Origin of the sequence: Oligella urethralis DSM 7531, assembly GCF_000372065.1 — a bacterium.
In the GTDB taxonomy this organism is placed as follows: Bacteria; Pseudomonadota; Gammaproteobacteria; order Burkholderiales; family Burkholderiaceae_B; genus Oligella; species Oligella urethralis.
In genome coordinates this window covers 48,814-65,954 of the sequence record NZ_AQVB01000006.1, presented here as the reverse complement: position 1 = coordinate 65,954, position 17,141 = coordinate 48,814, and the positions used below count along the sequence as shown (strand labels likewise).

The 17,141-nt window shown below is 46.9% G+C and carries 12 protein-coding genes; 3 read left to right on the top strand and 9 right to left on the bottom strand.

Translation table 11 applies throughout. From position 1 onward, the window contains the following. Nucleotides 1-19: 19 nt before the first annotated feature. From lon to A3GA_RS12265, 5 genes are all read right to left on the bottom strand, one after another. Nucleotides 20-2,524: an endopeptidase La gene (gene lon / locus A3GA_RS0105110; RefSeq protein ID WP_018026316.1), complete on the bottom strand. Its 2,505-nt coding sequence runs from the start codon at nucleotides 2,522-2,524 to the stop codon at nucleotides 20-22. A gap of 116 nt (nucleotides 2,525-2,640) precedes the next feature. Beyond that, nucleotides 2,641-3,942 (bottom strand): ATP-dependent Clp protease ATP-binding subunit ClpX, encoded by a 1,302-nt coding sequence (gene clpX, locus A3GA_RS0105105; RefSeq protein WP_162138011.1) that lies wholly within the window; start codon nucleotides 3,940-3,942, stop codon nucleotides 2,641-2,643. A gap of 29 nt (nucleotides 3,943-3,971) precedes the next feature. Further along, entirely contained in the window at nucleotides 3,972-4,622 is a 651-nt protein-coding gene (gene clpP / locus A3GA_RS0105100) for an ATP-dependent Clp endopeptidase proteolytic subunit ClpP (RefSeq protein WP_018026314.1), read from the bottom strand. Next, nucleotides 4,622-5,926, bottom strand: coding sequence for a trigger factor (gene tig / locus A3GA_RS0105095; protein WP_018026313.1), 1,305 nt, complete (start codon nucleotides 5,924-5,926; stop codon nucleotides 4,622-4,624). The genes clpP and tig overlap by 1 nt, the downstream gene beginning before the upstream one ends. 150 nt (nucleotides 5,927-6,076) lie before the next feature. Then, nucleotides 6,077-6,232, bottom strand: coding sequence for a hypothetical protein (locus A3GA_RS12265; RefSeq protein ID WP_018026312.1), 156 nt, complete (start codon nucleotides 6,230-6,232; stop codon nucleotides 6,077-6,079). A gap of 243 nt (nucleotides 6,233-6,475) precedes the next feature. On the opposite strand from A3GA_RS12265, the gene A3GA_RS0105085 reads away from it, so the two are divergent. Beyond that, complete coding sequence (locus tag A3GA_RS0105085) at nucleotides 6,476-6,925, top strand: hypothetical protein (protein ID WP_018026311.1); 450 nt, start codon at nucleotides 6,476-6,478, stop codon at nucleotides 6,923-6,925. Nucleotides 6,926-7,005: 80 nt separating this feature from the next. Here A3GA_RS0105085 and A3GA_RS0105080 read toward each other — a convergent pair whose 3' ends face one another. Further along, a complete protein-coding gene (locus tag A3GA_RS0105080; protein WP_018026310.1) occupies nucleotides 7,006-10,869 on the bottom strand; it encodes a YhdP family phospholipid transporter in 3,864 nt (1,287 codons plus the stop codon). Between the two features lie 110 nt (nucleotides 10,870-10,979). On the opposite strand from A3GA_RS0105080, the gene glnE reads away from it, so the two are divergent. Continuing rightward, nucleotides 10,980-13,934, top strand: a complete 2,955-nt coding sequence (gene glnE, locus A3GA_RS0105075; RefSeq protein ID WP_018026309.1) for a bifunctional [glutamate--ammonia ligase]-adenylyl-L-tyrosine phosphorylase/[glutamate--ammonia-ligase] adenylyltransferase — start codon at nucleotides 10,980-10,982, stop codon at nucleotides 13,932-13,934. Then, nucleotides 13,934-14,680, top strand: a complete 747-nt coding sequence (locus A3GA_RS0105070; RefSeq protein ID WP_018026308.1) for an epoxyqueuosine reductase QueH — start codon at nucleotides 13,934-13,936, stop codon at nucleotides 14,678-14,680. The genes glnE and A3GA_RS0105070 overlap by 1 nt, the downstream gene beginning before the upstream one ends. Here the strand turns inward: A3GA_RS0105070 and A3GA_RS0105065 are convergent. The 3 genes from A3GA_RS0105065 to A3GA_RS0105055 are packed head-to-tail and all read right to left on the bottom strand — an operon-like array spanning nucleotide 14,677 to nucleotide 17,040. After that, nucleotides 14,677-15,294, bottom strand: coding sequence for an ExbD/TolR family protein (locus A3GA_RS0105065; RefSeq protein WP_018026307.1), 618 nt, complete (start codon nucleotides 15,292-15,294; stop codon nucleotides 14,677-14,679). The two genes, A3GA_RS0105070 and A3GA_RS0105065, sit on opposite strands and share 4 nt — an antisense overlap. 3 nt (nucleotides 15,295-15,297) lie before the next feature. Beyond that, nucleotides 15,298-16,140, bottom strand: a complete 843-nt coding sequence (locus A3GA_RS0105060) for a MotA/TolQ/ExbB proton channel family protein (protein ID WP_018026306.1) — start codon at nucleotides 16,138-16,140, stop codon at nucleotides 15,298-15,300. A gap of 33 nt (nucleotides 16,141-16,173) precedes the next feature. Beyond that, complete coding sequence (locus A3GA_RS0105055) at nucleotides 16,174-17,040, bottom strand: energy transducer TonB (RefSeq protein ID WP_178036360.1); 867 nt, start codon at nucleotides 17,038-17,040, stop codon at nucleotides 16,174-16,176. Nucleotides 17,041-17,141 lie beyond the last annotated feature (101 nt).

Genomic DNA, 17,141 nt, shown 5'->3' with positions numbered 1-17,141 from the left:
TAACCCTATCAGTGAGGCATTAATGCTTTAACTTCGTCTCCGCATCATCTGTCGCACCACTGACCTTAGCACTCGCTGCGGCCTCAGCGGCCAACTGCTCAATCTCCTCATCACTTAAAGGGGTCGGCATATACTCAAGGGCCTCCTCAAGCACCTGATCAATCCACTTAACTGGAATGATCTCTAAACCACTTTTCACATTGTCAGGGATCTCCTGCAGATCCTTAACATTTTCCTGAGGAATCAGCACCTTCTTAATGCCGCCACGCAAGGCTGCCAAGAGCTTTTCCTTAAGACCACCAATGGCTAGTACCTCACCGCGCAAGGTGACCTCACCAGTCATTGCCACATCAGCACGCACCGGGATACCGGAGAGCGCAGAAACCAAGGCGGTAGTAATGGCAATACCAGCGGAAGGACCGTCTTTTGGTGTGGCTCCCTCTGGCACATGGATATGAATATCCTTTTTAGAGAAAATGCCATCCGCAAAACCTAAGCGTTGCGCACGCGCTCTGACCACGGTACGGGCGGCCTGCATGGACTCCTTCATGACATTACCTAAAGAACCGGTATGCTGAATTTGACCCTTGCCATTAACCACAGCAACCTCAATGGTCAGTAAATCACCGCCCACCTCAGTCCAAGCCAAACCAGTGACCTGACCTACTTGATTCTCAGCTTCGGCCAAACCAAAGCTAAAGCGTCTTACGCCTAAGAAATCAGATAAGTTATCCGCTGTCACCACAATAGCCTGAGGTCTAGCTGCTTTTTTAGCAGCTGCCTTCGTCGCTTTTTTGGCGGCTGTCGCGGTGCTCTTAGCTTTAGCCTCAGCACTCACAATTTGCTTAACCACCTTGCGGCAAATCTTACCAATCTCGCGCTCCAATGAACGTACACCCGCTTCACGCGTGTAGTATCGCACCACATCACGGATAGCCGATTCCTCAATACGGAGTTCGCCATCATTAAGACCGTTATTCGTCATCAGCTTAGGAATCAAGTGATTGCTTGCGATGGCCACTTTTTCATCTTCGGTATAACCTGAAAGACGGATCACCTCCATCCGGTCTAATAAGGCCGGTGGGATATTCAGCGTATTACTCGTGGCTACGAACATCACATCGGACAAATCGTAATCCACTTCGGCATAGTGATCTTGAAAGGTGTGGTTTTGCTCGGGATCCAATACCTCTAATAAGGCTGAGGACGGGTCACCACGGAAGTCCATCCCCATCTTATCAATCTCATCCAATAAAAATAAGGGATTACGTACACCCACCTTGCTCATATTTTGCAGAATTTTACCCGGCATCGCACCAATATAGGTACGACGGTGTCCACGGATTTCCGCCTCATCACGCACACCACCGAGTGCCATCCGCACATACTTACGGTTAGTCGCCTTGGCGATGGATTGGCCTAAGGAGGTTTTACCTACACCCGGAGGACCAACCAAACACAAAATCGGCGCCTTAATTTTATCCACCCGTTGTTGTACTGCGAGATACTCTAAAATACGCTCTTTGACACGCTCTAAACCAGCATGATCCGCATCGAGCACTGCCTGCGCATCAGCTAAGGAGGTATTAATTTTGCTGCGCTTTTTCCAAGGTAAGCCAACTAAGGTCTCGATGTAATTACGAACCACACCCGCCTCAGCCGACATCGGTGACATCAGACGCAATTTCTTTAATTCACCCTCAGCCTTTTTGCGGGCTTCAGCCGGCATCCGCGCTGCTTCAATCTTGCGCTCCAACTCTTCAATATCAGCACCGTCTTCGCCCTCGCCCAATTCCTTTTGAATGGCTTTGACCTGCTCATTTAAATAGTAGTCACGCTGACTCTTTTCCATCTGCTTTTTAACGCGACTGCGGATTCGGCGCTCAACCTGGAGAATTTCAATTTCACTCTCGATATGGTTCAGCAATAACTCTAAACGCGCATTAACATCTAAGGTCTCTAAAGCCTCTTGCTTTTGCTCTTGCTTCATTGCTAAGTGTGAAGCAATTAAATCGGCTAAGCGATGTACATCCGTTGTGGAAGCCACTGAGGACACGAGCTCTGGCGCTAACTTTTTATTAAACTTGGCATATTGCTCAAATTGCTCTGTGATGGTGCGACGCATGGCCTCAAGATCAGGGCGCTCCTCTTCGTCGGGTAGCACCGGTAGGGCATCAGCCGCAAAAAAACTCTGACTATCGTCAATCGATTGCAAATGCGCACGTTGAATCCCCTCAACCAAGACTTTTACCGTACCGTCAGGTAATTTCAATAGCTGCAATACATTAGCAATCACGCCCATCTGATAAATATCATCGGGGCCTGGCTCATCCTGATTAGCAGACTTTTGAGCCACCAAGACTATACGCTTATCCGTATGTGCCACCGACTCCTCTAAGGCTGCAATTGAACGCGAGCGACCAACAAATAGTGGGATCACCATGTGTGGAAAAATCACCACATCGCGCAATGGCAACAAAGGCAAGGTAATTGGTGACTCGGGTAATAAATTAGTATTTGACATATATTCCTGTCCCATCAAAAGACTATTATTCAGACATAATGGGGCTTAAACATGAAAGTTCAAGCCCCAAACTGCGTTTGTCAAACAAATTTTAAAAAACTTGTAATATGCTATCGCTACGATACATCAGAGATTGAGCTAGCTACATCGTCAGCGGCGACTAGATTACGGTGCCCCTTAACCAATATTGGCTTAGCTGAACCTGCCACGGCCTCCTCAGTCAAGATGACTTTGGCAATTTCTTGATAAGACGGTAAGTCAAACATCACATCCAACAGGCTATTTTCAACAATAGAGCGTAGACCACGAGCGCCTGTCTTGCGCTCAATCGCACGCTTAGCAATGGCAGTCAACGCTTCATCCGTCACTTCAAGCTCAACACCCTCCATTGCGAAAAGATGCTGATACTGCTTGATAATGGCGTTTTTAGGACGCGTTAAAATCTGTACTAAGGCGTCTTCATCCAATTCCTGTAAGGCAGCAATCACTGGCAAACGACCCACCAACTCAGGAATCAAGCCAAACTTGATGATATCGCTAGGCTCAACTAACTGGAATAACTCACCGGTCGCACGCTCTTCCTTAGCGTGAACAGCCGCCCCAAAACCAATACCAGACTCCTCGGTACGATTCTGAATCACCCGATCAAGACCATCAAAGGCACCACCAACGATAAATAGGATATTAGTCGTATCCACTTGAATAAAGTCCTGATTAGGATGTTTTCGTCCACCCTGCGGTGGTACCGAAGCAACCGTACCCTCAATCAGTTTAAGTAAGGCTTGTTGTACCCCCTCACCTGACACATCACGCGTGATGGAAGGATTTTCAGACTTACGTGTAATCTTATCGATCTCATCAATGTAAACAATCGCCCGCTCTGCTTTTTCTACATCATAATCGCAATTTTGTAAAAGCTTGGTGATGATATTTTCCACATCCTCACCCACATAGCCTGCCTCGGTCAAGGTGGTCGCATCAGCCATCACAAAAGGCACATCCAACAAGCGTGAAATGGTTTGAGCTAATAAGGTCTTACCTGATCCGGTAGGTCCAATCAAGAGAATATTACTCTTAGCCAATTCGACCTCATCCTCGGTGCGATTCTGCTGATGACGAATCCGCTTATAATGGTTATAAACTGCGACTGCCAAATTACGCTTAGGCTTGTCCTGACCAATCACGTACTGATCAAGATGGGCCTTAATCTCTTGCGGCGTTGGTAACTCCTTTGCCATATCATCATGGACCGTCTGACGTACCGAATCAGCGATTAAATCGCTACTCATTGAGATACACTCGTCACAAATATAAGAGTTATTAATGCCTTTGATAAGGTGCCTAACCTCATCTGCACCTTTACCGCAAAAAGAACACTTCACATGCTTATCCGAAGATGAGCCACTTCTAGTCATAATCTATCTACTTAAAAAATCGTGCCAAAAAACTACTCGCGCTTAAGCAACACTTTATCCACAATACCAAATTGCTTGGCCTGCTCGGGATCCATGTAGTGATCGCGCTCGGTATGCTCACGAATCACTTCAATCGACTGACCGCTATGCTTAGCCAATAAAGCGTTCAAACGATCGCGTAGACTTAAGATCTCACGCGCCTGAATATCAATATCAGTGGCCTGACCCTGCGCACCACCTAAGGGCTGGTGAATCATAATCCGTGAATTCGGTAGGCTGTAACGCTTACCGGCGGCGCCTGCATTTAGCAAAAAAGCACCCATACTAGCCGCTAAACCAGTACACATCGTGGATACATCAGGCTTGATAAACTGCATCGTATCGTAAATGGCTAAGCCGGCATACACCCCACCACCCGGTGAGTTGATGTAGAGTGAAATATCCTTGTTAGGATTTTCAGACTCAAGAAATAATAACTGCGCCACCACTAGGTTGGCTGTTTGATCATTGACTGGGCCGACCATAAAGACGACACGCTCTTTAAGTAATCGTGAATAGATATCATAAGAGCGCTCACCGCGACCCGACTGCTCCACCACCATGGGGATATAGCCGAGTCCGTGCGGACGCACGGACTCATCACCATGAATGGAAGCATAAAAATCAGTAAACTGACGATTCATTAAGCTTGTCCCATTAACTCTTTAAAAGGCACCTCTTCCTCGGTGACTTTAGCTTTAGATAAAATGAAATCGATCATATTATCCTCAAGCACTAAGGCCTCTAAACCAGCACGCTGCTTTTGGTCGCTCAGGTAGTAGGCAACAACCTCTTCAGGTTTTTCATAGTTTTGAGCAAACTCTTCAATGCGTGCACGCACCTGTTCAGCGGTTGCTTGTAGTTTTTCCTGCTCCACAATTTCAGCGACTAATAGACCTAAACGCACACGACGCTCAGCTTCAGGCTTAAAGGTTTCAGTAGGAATCTGAGAGAAATCAAAGTCCTTCATACCTTGAGCAGCGAACTCCTCACGTAAGTTGTTAATACGCTCATTAATTTCATTATTCACCAAGGCTGTTGGCACTTCAAAATCAGTGGCATTAACTAAAGCGTCTAGTACATTAGACTTGGTGCGCTGTAATAAGCGGTTATCGCCCTCACGCTTGATATTGGCAAGAATTTCTTCGCGTAGCTTAGCCACATCGCCGTCTTCTTGACCTAAAGACTTAGCAAAGTCGGCATCTACCTCAGGCAACTCAGGCACAGCCACTTCCTTAACCTTAAGCGTAAACTCAGCAGTCTTACCAGCGACTTCCTGACCCTGATAATCCTCGGGGAAGTTTAATTCAAAAGTCTTTTCCTCACCCGCTTTAAGACCCTTGGCCGCTTCTTCAAACTCTGGCAACATCATGCCACGACCTAAGACAAAATTAAAGTCCTCAGCCTTGCCACCTTGGAACTCTTCGCCATCAATTTTACCGACGAAATCCACTAATAAGCGATCGCCATCCTGCGCAGCACGACCCTCTTCCGGCTTGTACTCAGCACGTTGCTCACGCAAAATAGCTAAGGTGTCTTCAAGCTGCTGCTCGCCGATATCACTGGTGTACTTAGTCACTTCAAGTGTGCCTAAATCAGGGATCTCAACCGTTGGGAACACCTCGAACTTAGCGGTAAAAGCTAACTTACCGTCTTCTTTTTCAGCTTCGCTATCAACAATCTCAGGGAAACCGGCAACACGTAGATCGGTCTCTTTAATCACGCGATCAAACTCTTCACCAACGCGTCTATTAATCACATCATAACGGATACTTGGACCGTGCGAGCGCTCAACCACCGCTAAAGGCGCTTTGCCAGGACGGAATCCATCGACTTTGACCTTACGGGCTACTTTTTGTAATTCCTGTTTTACTTCAGCCTCAATAGCATCAAGTGATAACACGAGATCAACTTGACGAGCTAGGCCTTCAAGAGTTTGAACTTCCATTGTATTTCAACCTTTAATTTTATGGTTTGATAAGATAATTATAAAATTTTAACCCTATATTCTACCTTGTAAACGCATGAAAGGGCTACAAATCTCACACTAACTGTCTAAAACTTCCGCTATCGGCTAAGCAATCGCAGCTACGCATCACTAGAAGCGCAGACCGCCCCCAATGCCAACACCGATACCACTATTGCTGCTACCACCAATGCCTACGCCGCCACCGATACCCACGCCTGTGCCTGAGCTGCTGCAGGCACTAAGCAGTAAAAGACTGGCTAGCAATACATACTTAATAAACTTCATTTTATTCTCCAGATAAAATAAACGTTCGAACTCGCTCAAACACGATAAGTATTGATTTTTACCATGGCGATGAATGCAACATTGTAATTTTCTGTGTAAAATGCAGGTAGGCTGAGTGCAGGATTGATAGCCTGGGCTGGATCACTGCGCCACCCATTGCTTATTATATATTGTAGTGCTTATCTACTTATCAATAGACATATCATTACTGACCACACATTTTATAAAGATATAGGAGTTTTTATGAGTGAAAATCAAGTAGACCCTACACCAGCTGCTGAGGCATCGACTGAAGCGCAGGATTTGCTGCAAGCTGCGCCTAAAAAGACTTTATTCAGTAGCGGCACCTTTGTGATTGCGCTGATTGTTTTTTCTTTATTTATTACCTTAATTACTTGGTCAGTGAGCTTTTTATCCATGTTCTTCGGAGCAATTGGTGCCCTGATTATGGCGGCTAAGAACTGCCTCTGCCAGGATAGTGAGCTGCGATTTGCCGAGATGGATGGCGCTTGCTGCCGCCTTAGTGATGAAAACTTTGCCTATCTAGCCTTACGTGCCGTGATTGGTATGTTGACGGGTACCGCCTTGTATTTAATTGCTTTTCAAAATGTGGCCGCCCCTTGGGCTGCGATTGCTGCCTTAAGTATGTTTGGCGGTTTAATCTTTGATCGTCTGCTATTCGGTCGCAAATAAATTGCTGTTTCACAGCACGCTAGCCGATTATCAAGACTCGAATTTTGGGTCAATGATAATCGGCTTTATTATGCCCATCACTAATTGATAATAATTGGCGTCTCTTGTTGCTTGACATGATCCGGCACCAATTCAATCGGCTTTGAGGGTAACTCAATTTGCTTCAGTTCAGAGCCTTTATCCTCTTTAGTATCACTTTGTGGCCTTGCCGGTATGGTCGGTGTCGAATCAGACTCTAGCATCTGAGTCTTGGTCTCACTCGCTTTAGACTGCTCAATCGGCACCCCATCAATATGAATCTCATCCAGTGTACCGCCCACCTTAAAGCGCTGAGTTAAACCCTGTTCTAAGGGACTTCGTAAAAGCCATTGTGATAAAAATGCCGCCACACCAACAGCCGGATTAACTAGGACCCCAGTTAACACGGCAGCACCACTAATATCCAGATGCGGTACTGCCACCACATCCAAATCAATGACTTTACTCGCTAAATTACCCTGTCCTTGCGCCACAATGGCGAGGAGCGGACTATCCAGTCTAAAGTCGGGCAACCATAAGACACCGTTTTTTAGCCCTAGATGAAAGCGTAAATAGCTGTAATTAATGGCATTTTTCCCCTCGGAACTAAATATCTTATGCAACTCGGGTAGCTTACTTAAGGCCTGCAATGATAGTAAGGACAAAATTCGCGTTGCACCATTGCTAACATGATTAATATGGCCATCACGCAATACGCCTAGCACATTTAATTCCATCTGCTCAGTCTCAAAATTCAGGACATCGCGAACGGTTGCGCTCCCTTGAATATCCCCATGACCCGTGAGTAACTCCTCACCAGGCGCAAAAGCCTTAAATACAGCACCGGTATTTAAGGCATTGATATTAAAGTTAATATCCGCATTGAGTCTGTCTTTGACTTGACGCAAATAGGCTGCCCCAAAAAGATGCGCCTCCTGATCTTGAATAGCTAATTTATCTAGACGCCAATTGCGTGTATCCTCTGCCTCACCTTGAGCCTCAATATTCCTAAAATGATATTGATAAAAAGCTAGGTCCTTGATGTTTAAATGTAAACTATTAAGCCTCCAAGGACTATCAGCTGAGCTTTTAATGGGGCTATTGCTACTCGCCGTCTCATCCACTAGCGAGGGGGCTTGCTCATTTAAGCGCCAATGCAAGTGCTGAATATCCGCCCTCACATCATAAGCACCCTTAGCCGTGCTACTTTCTTGAAGCTGTAGCTGTCCCGTGATGGTGGGACCTGACAAGGATAAGGGTAAATGTTTAACACTTTTTAGCTGACTGCTCACACGCACCTCAGGCAGTGTCAATCCGCCCACGAGCAGCTCCTTTGCCCGCACATCAAAGCCACTAAGGGTAGACTCACTGTCACCACTATCAGCAAAACCAAAGCGTTTAATCCAATCGCTAAGCGCATCTACATCAACTGTGTCAACACTACCATGCAAATACAAGCCGCGCTCCGGCAATACCGGCACTTCACTAAAGCCAAGGGCACCCCGGCTAAATGCTAAGCCCTGACGATTATCACTAAAAAACTCACTGCTCAGCTGCAATGCTTTTTTATCATAATCCGCACTGATACGATCAATAAACTGATTGGCAGCCTGAGCTGGACGACGTTGCCACTGCACCACTAAGGGCGCTGCACGGCTTGCCGCTTTTACATACACCTTAGGATAATCAATGGCCAGCCCGATTAAATCGCTAGTCAGCTTCGCATCAAAAGCCTCCTTATCTAAGAATTGCAATCTAAATTCATAGGGCGTCAAACCCTTAAGCTGACGTAGGCCTGGCAATGAATAGTAATCATAAATCCCTTCACCACTCAATTGCCCACGCATCGTAAACGCATGACCAACACGACCGATATCACCACTCAATTGCACCGGACCACCCAACAGTTGCGCTTTGACATTATCGACGCTCAAATAGCGTTCGTTAAAGGATAAGCGTCCGTTCATTGCCGTCGCCTTTGGAAAAGCTGGTGTGAATCTAAAGCTAGCGTCCTGTGCGATTAGCGTACCCTCAATCGTGGCACTGTCCATCGCCTTGAGTGGAATGCCTAGCTGCAAAGAGGCGCGCAGCTCACCCGTGGCCTCACTTTCATCTAAGGCATGATTCAATAAGGCACTGAGTGGCGTTTCCTTCATCAGCCCCAAAAATTGCTCAGCCGAACTCTCTGCAACCGCTGTGATTTGCAAGTTTGTGTCTGCTTCAAGGGAGTCAATCGTCGCGTGCAAATTATCATAGACAATGCTTTTCTCAGCTGCTGAATTATTCATCCAGCCACGATTCGCATCAATCACCATGCGATCATTTAAAAACTGAAAGGTACCCTGCTCCATATGCAGCACCGGCCATTTATCCCCTGTAGCTTGATGGTCAAAGTCCAGTGACATATCCTTAAAATGCGCAATAATGCGATTGACACCAGACTGTGGATAGCGTCCATAGGGATAGTGGTCGGCTAAACCATCAATTTCAAAATTGCCATGTTCCAAGGTACCATTAAGAAAAGCCCCATCTAACCAATCCAAGGCATCCGCCCCAATCACGATAGGGAGTAAACGTGGCAAATAAGCTGCCTGCAGCTGCTGAATTTCACCTGATAGCTGTAGATGCCCACTGGCGTGATCTGGCACTGCATGCCAACTGCCTTCTGCTTTTAGCTGCACATTTGGATCGTCCACCCGTAGTGCCTGCACGGACAAGACGGGTAAGGCTGCATCATCCAATTCATAGGCGCCATTGATACTGACTTGCGCTAATTCAAACTCATGGCGAAAATAATTCCTCGCATGCACCCGAGCATCTTCCAACCGGGCCTGAAAATGCAGAGGTGCATGTTGATGCCCCTGTCCACTCACAGCGGCTAAGGCATCCGCCACCTCACCACCTAAACTCAGGTCAAGCCCTTTAAACTGGGCTTGGGGCATGGCAAAATCGCTTAATTGCACGGCGCTCTCAAAACGCTCCCAAAATCCCTGATGCAATTGCGCCTTGAGATCAAATTGGCGCACCACTAGCTGCTCAATTTGATACTGTGCCATTGCCATTGGTAATAATTGATCAGGCACGATGTCACGTGCATGTATACTTAAATGGCCTGATACCGCACGGTTTTTATGCGCGTCAAAGTCATGATAATCAATCAGACTATCAATAATAATATCATGCTCAGATACCCTATCCGCATGTAGCACAAGCTCGCTTTTGATGCGCTGATTCTCTATTGTTAGCTGCGCTTTTTTCAATAACAGCTCAAAATCAAAGGCCGCATTTTCAGTGGAAGCATCACGCACGCTGAGCCTTAAATTCTCAATCGAGAGCTTTTTTAGCCATTTAAACAGTTTATCCCGCTCTAATAAATCAATTTGCTCACTAAAATCCTGGGTGAGAAAATTACTCAGTGCCGCAATAAAGGTCGCACTATCAGGCGCCTCCGTCTCATGCGCCCGCTCGGGCAACTTACTAAAGCTAACATCACTCATTGGCAAACGATGCTGCCCTACCCACACATCACCTTCGCCATCAATAAATACCGGTAGCTGAGAATTACTCAGGCTAACACTAAGCAATTCACCTTGCCAGAATCTAAGTCCCAGCGCCAGACTCAGTCGCAGCTCCTCTGCCGAAGCGGGAGGCAATGCCTGGGTAGTATGCGCTTTAACGGGATTACGAAAATGGATATCACTCAGTATTAATTGCGGCTGTATCCCATCCCAACTCAAAGAGATGCCGCCAAACTCAATCGGCATGCCACTATGCTTTTGCACCATCGCTTGAATCGGCTCCCGCCATTGATCTAGACGTGGCGTAACATAGCCTACTAGGACGATGCTGATAAGCAGAAAAAGCCCAATCAGGATGCCAAGTAGATAGGTAGTAAAACGTAATACGCTGGAAAAAGCCCGCTTCAAAACTAACTCTTAAGTTCCAAGATAATTTAATGAGAACGCCAATCATACTGCAGATTGCCGTAAAGCTTAATATTATATGCTAGTGAGATTTGATTTAAAGAAGCATTGCTATGAGCCTAGAGCAAAATAATCCATATGATTTCATCAATAAAGCCACTAGCTGGTCACAATACCTAGCCAATCGTTTAAACGCCGAAAAGGGTTTCGGCGAACGTTTAGCCCAGGATATTCAAACCCCACTCTGCGCTGAAACTGTTGATAATTACTTAATAGCAGCGTTTTATGAACTGCAAACATTGACTGAAAATGAGTTTCAGCAGTTAAAGCATAGCGATCTTCGTGAGCTAAAGGAGCATGCAAAAATTGCGGAACTGCTGTCCATCGATAATTGTAAACTCGTTTTACGCCAGGTGCGCAAGCGCGTTTTTTGCACCCTTGCGGTACGTGATATTTGCCAACTAGCACCGCTTGAAGAGGTGCTAAGTACAATAAGTTACTTTGCCGATGTCGCTGTGCAAATTGCTTATCGTGCCGCCATGCTGCAATTGATTACGCGTCACGGCATACCCTTTGATCCCAAGCGTAATGAAGCCGTGGAGATGCTAATTATCGGCATGGGCAAACTGGGTGGTAAGGAATTAAATGTCTCCTCGGATATTGATTTAATCATGCTCTACCCGCTTGAAGGTCAGACGCTAGCAAGCGCCAAGGAACGCGCTATTAGTCATCATGAATTCTTTAGCAAAGTTACCCAACGCATTGCCAACATCCTCTCGGATCACACGGCTGAGGGCTATGTCTTTCGCTGTGACTTACGCCTACGACCTGATGGCGACGGTAGTGCCTTGGCCTGGAGTTTAGAGGCACTTAGTAGTTACTTAGTGAAACAAGGTCGTGAGTGGGAGCGCTATGCCTGGCTAAAGGCGCGTGCTATCCCGCTCAAGGCCTTTAAGAATAGCCGCGAGCAGCATTATATTCAGCAGTTTTTAAGCATCCAATCACCCTTTGTGTTCAGAAAATACTTTGATTTTGATACCTTGGCGGCATTACGTAGCTTGCGCGAACAGATTCGTGAGGATTGGCATCAACGCAACAATGGCCGAGCCCTGCTTAGAAACCAAGACAATATCAAATTAGGTGAAGGCGGCATTCGTGAGATTGAGTTTATTGTGCAATTAGCACAATTAGTACGCGGTGGGCAAATGCCCTCGCTGAGACAAGCAAGCTTTTTTAAGGCATTGGAAGCCGAGCTACAAGCGGGCATTATTGACGAGGATGAAAAGCAGCTGTTGGACGAGGCCTATCACTTTTTTAGACGCATTGAACATTTATTGCAATACAAAGCCGATCAGCAAACCCACCTCCTCCCGCAAGATGTTCAGGAGCTCAGTCAGTTAGCAGCGCTATTTGATTTAAACTTAAATGAGTTTAACAGCAAGCTACAACACTACCGTGCGGAGGTGAGCCGCATTTTCAAAGCCGCCTTTAGGCTCGTGGGGGTGGATAAGGACACGCCAAGCGCCGATGCTAACGAAGCAAGCCAAGCCCCAACAACGGACCATCCTAGTGCCCCTAAGCCCTCTGCAAGCCAAGCTGAGCTCACGGCAACCGAGCAACAAGCCTTCGCTCGTACCTTTGAGGATATTGCCTTTATCACGGCCATTGAGCCCATGCTCACTAGCTTACAGCAAAGCTACCGCATCAAAAATCTCAACCAACCAGCTAAACATCGCTTAGACTCATTAATTCCCAAAATGATTCAAGCGGTGCACCAAGCCAAACAACCGGTAAATACCTTTTCTCGCCTGATGGATTTAATCGAAAATGTGGTGCAGCGCAGCTCCTATATGGCCTTACTCGATGAGTACCCCGAAGTACTCGGGAGAATTATCCGCATGCTCGATACCAGTCCTTGGATTGCCGACTATATCACCCGCCACCCGATTGTGCTGGATAAGCTAATTGACTGGCAAGAGCTGTTACAACCGATTGATATTGATAGCATCATGCAGCAACTGCGATTAGATTTAGATGCTAGCGTGTTGGAGGACGGTAGTCCGGATATGGAGCTGCAGATGAATCTGATGCGTGATCTGAAAAAACAGGTCACCTTCCAACTACTGGCGCAAGATCTTGAAGGCATTATTACAGTAGAGCATTTGGCGGATATCCTATCATTATTGGCCGATAATTTATTGGCCGAAAGCATGCGCCGGGTCTGGCCTCTGGTATGCCAACGTTATGACAACAGCTGCATGCCGGCGCAACCAAAATTTGCCATTATTTCCTATGGCCGCTTGGGCGGCAAGGAGTTAGGCTATGTGTCCGATCTTGATTTAGTGTTTTTATTCGATGATGCCTCGGTGCAAGGGATAGAAATATACACGCGCTTTGCACGGCGCTTAACCAATTGGCTCAGTACCATGACTTCCTCCGGCCGTCTCTATGATATTGATACGCGCCTCAGACCGGATGGTAATGCTGGCTTGTTAGCGGTGTCGATTGATGGTTTTGAAAACTATCAACTGCACTCGGCTTGGTTATGGGAGCATCAGGCGCTTACCCGCGCTCGTTTTACTGCCGGTGATGCGAGTATCGGGCAACGATTTGAAGAGATTAGGCAATCCATCTTGCTACGCCAGCGCGACTTAGCTACACTTAAGCAAGGTATTGTCGATATGCGGCAACGTATCCATGAGGGCTACCCTAACCACAGTGCTTTTTTTGATCTGAAGCACGACCAAGGCGGTATGGTGGATATTGAGTTTATCACGCAATATATTGTGCTTGCCTATAGTCACCGCTACCCCGACTTAACTAAAAACTTGGGTAATATTGCCTTACTCAAAATGGCTGGTAATTACGGTCTATTACCTGAGCCTTTGGCCCATCAGGTCGCGGATATTTATCGTGTTTATCGTGCCAAGCAGCATAGCCTGCGCTTACAAGGCGATGAGCGTGCCCGTACCGACCCACAAGCTATGCAAAATGAACGTCAAGCCGTTCGTGAGCTTTGGGAGCATGTCTTCTCAGAAGCTCAAATCTTACATCGGAGTGAATTCTAATGACTAACAGCAACCGCCCGCGTTTGGACGATAAGATTATCGCTAAACCGGAATTACCCGCCACCCCACGCGTCACGGAGATTGAACGTCCCAAATTAGCCTTACCCAAGGGGCGTCACAAGGTTCTGCTACATTCCTGCTGCGCTCCTTGTTCGGGCGAGGTGATGGAGGCCATGTTAGCCTCGGGTATTGATTACAGCATTTATTTTTATAATCCTAATATTCATCCTAAGCGTGAGTATGAGATTCGCAAGGAGGAAAATATCCGTTTTGCCCAAGCGCATGGCATTGATTTTATAGATGCCGATTACGATACGGATAATTGGTTCGAGCGTGTTAAGGGGATGGAGTGGGAGCCAGAGCGCGGCATTCGCTGCACGGAGTGTTTTGATATGCGCTTTGAGCGTACTGCTCTCTATGCCGCTGAAAATGGCTTTGATACGATCACTAGTTCACTCGGCATTTCGCGCTGGAAAAATATGCAACAGATTAATGACTGCGGTCAACGTGCTGCTGCCCGTTATCCCGAGCTCGTTTATTGGACCTATAACTGGCGTAAAGGGGGTGGCTCAGCGCGTATGATTGAAATCAGTAAACGGGAAGAATTTTATCAGCAGGAATATTGTGGCTGTATTTACTCGCTACGAGATACTAACCACCATCGACGCCAAAACGGTCGAGAAAAAATTGAGATCGGCGTTAAGTTTTACAGCCACGACGATCTCAAACAGGAAGAAAACCGCTAATTAGCGGGCACAGCATCTGCTGTGGCCGCATTCGATTGAGCTGCGCCTGATGCTGGCGCAGCGGTTGAGGGGGCCGTGCGATGTTCACTTGTTGGTGTTGCATTTGTGCCTGAGCTAGCCGCTTCAGCACTAGAAGCTGTGTGCGTAGACGCTTTGGTGGCCTCAATTGCCCGTTGATCGGCCTTACTCACATCGGGTGTGGTGATAAAGCCCAAGCGCTTAACGCCGGTGTTTCTGGCAGTAGCCATCACTTGAGCAATGTGCTCATAAAACACCTCACCATCAGCGCGAATGCGCAGATTGATGGTTTTTTCCTCTTGCTCCTTGACCAATTGCGTCATTTTTTCGCTTAACTGATCCATATCAAGCGGCTCATTATTCCAATACATTTCACCGCTCGCCTTAATCGCTAAATCAATGCTTTCTGGATCCTGTTCTGCAGGTTGGCTACTAACACGTGGCACATCAATTTTAATAGCATGTGTTAATAAAGGCGCCGTAATCATAAAGATGATTAACAGCACCAACATCACATCAATCAAGGGAATCATATTGATTTCCGAGACAGTACCCATTTGTTGGCGATTCGAACTAAAGCCTCCGAATGATGACATGAGCTATTCCTTTATAGATTGAGGCTGAGTCTGTACCGGTGTGGCCACAGCTTTTGACACAGTTAAGCTATCCGTCGTTTGAATGGTGGCGCCCGTAGAAACAAAGGCAAACAGATCGTGTGCAAAGCTATCAATTTTGGACAGCATGACACGGTTTCTACGCACAAAAGCATTCAAAGCCAACACCGCTGGAATGGCCACCGCCAAACCTAAACCGGTCATAATCAAAGCCTCACCCACCGGCCCAGCTACCTCGTTAATATTGACCCCATCCGACATCCCGATATTAATTAAGGCATGATAAACACCCCAAACCGTACCGAATAAACCGATAAAGGGCGAGGTCGCACCAATCGAAGCCATCACGGTCAAACCATTTTCCATACGAGCCGTTTCCTCATCAATCACACGGCGCATATTGCGAATCGTAAAATCTGCACTGCTACCGATATCCGATAAGCGTGAGCCGCCGTATTGCTGGTGATAATGACTGGCCTTAATCGCATGGTGAGCTAAACGTCCAAAGGGATTGTTATAGCCGTTTTGCTCAAGATCAGCGGCTACTTCATCGAGTGATTTGGCGTTCCAAAAGCGCTTTAAAAAACGCTTACTACGAATACTCTGAATTCGATTGGAGATACCCTTTACAAAAATCAAATACCACGTCAGCAAAGACATCAAACACAAAATCACAAAAAGCGTCTTGCCGACAACATCACTTTGCTCTACAAAATGCAGCATATTCTGTTGAGTGGTTAGCTGTTCAGCTGCCTTAGCCGTAGCTTCCGTACTTGCCTGCGCTGCCGGCTCCGCAATTTGATTTAAAATGGTTTTGACTAGGTTCATAATTTGCACTTCAAAATTAAATAAAAAGAAAAACTATCTCACTTGAATATTAATGGTGAAATCACCCCGTGCCTTACGCGCCACACCATTGACCACATGTGGCTTAAAGGCTAGTTGTTGACGCAATTGACGCAATAGATCACGATTTAAACGAGGATTACCGCCCGATAAAATATTGACATCCATCAGCCGCCCTTTCTCATCCACCGTCACCCGCACTCGAATTGCTACCGTTTGCCCACGGGCAAAGCCATGACTACTGTCCACCCGCAAGTTTGGACGACGCGCAAAATTCAAAGCCGAGACATTAACTGCTTGACCACTCACGGGGGCGGCCGGTTCCGCATTAGGCTGACCGGTGGGTGTGCCGAATGGTTTCGTCGTCTTCGTTAACGACTTAAATTGTTGTGGTGCTTGAGGCTTGGGCTGTGGTTTAGGCCGCTCCACTGCTTTAGGTTTAGGCTTGGGTTTTGGTTTTGGTTTCGGTTTCGGCTTGGGCTCAACAATGGGTTCCGGCTCAGGTTCGGGCTCAGGCTCTGGTTCCGGCTCAGGCTCAGGCTCTGGTTCTGGTTCCGGTTCCGGTTCCGGTTCCGGTTCCGGCTCCGGTTCCGGTTCCGGTTCCGGCTCCGGTTCTGGTTCAGGCTCCGGTTCTGGTTCAGGTTCAGGCTCCGGTTCTGGTTCAGGTTCTTCCAACTGCTCACCTAAAGGCATTGGCGCCTCTGGCTCAAAGAACGCGACCTCTACAATCTCCTCCTGGCCTTTGGGCTCGGGGACATTGAAGGCATAACTATAACTAATCAAGGAATAAACACCACCAAATAAAGCGCCCACGCAAACAGCACTTAATAGGCGGATTTTCCAAGTTGATTCAGGGTAAATATAATTCGATTCTGGATGCACTTTTTTCTAAAGATACTCTTTAAACAAGCAAAGCTCAGGGCTGCTTATCATCATTCCAAACAAATGAAATGATAACAATTATCATTTATAGTGTCTAGTGC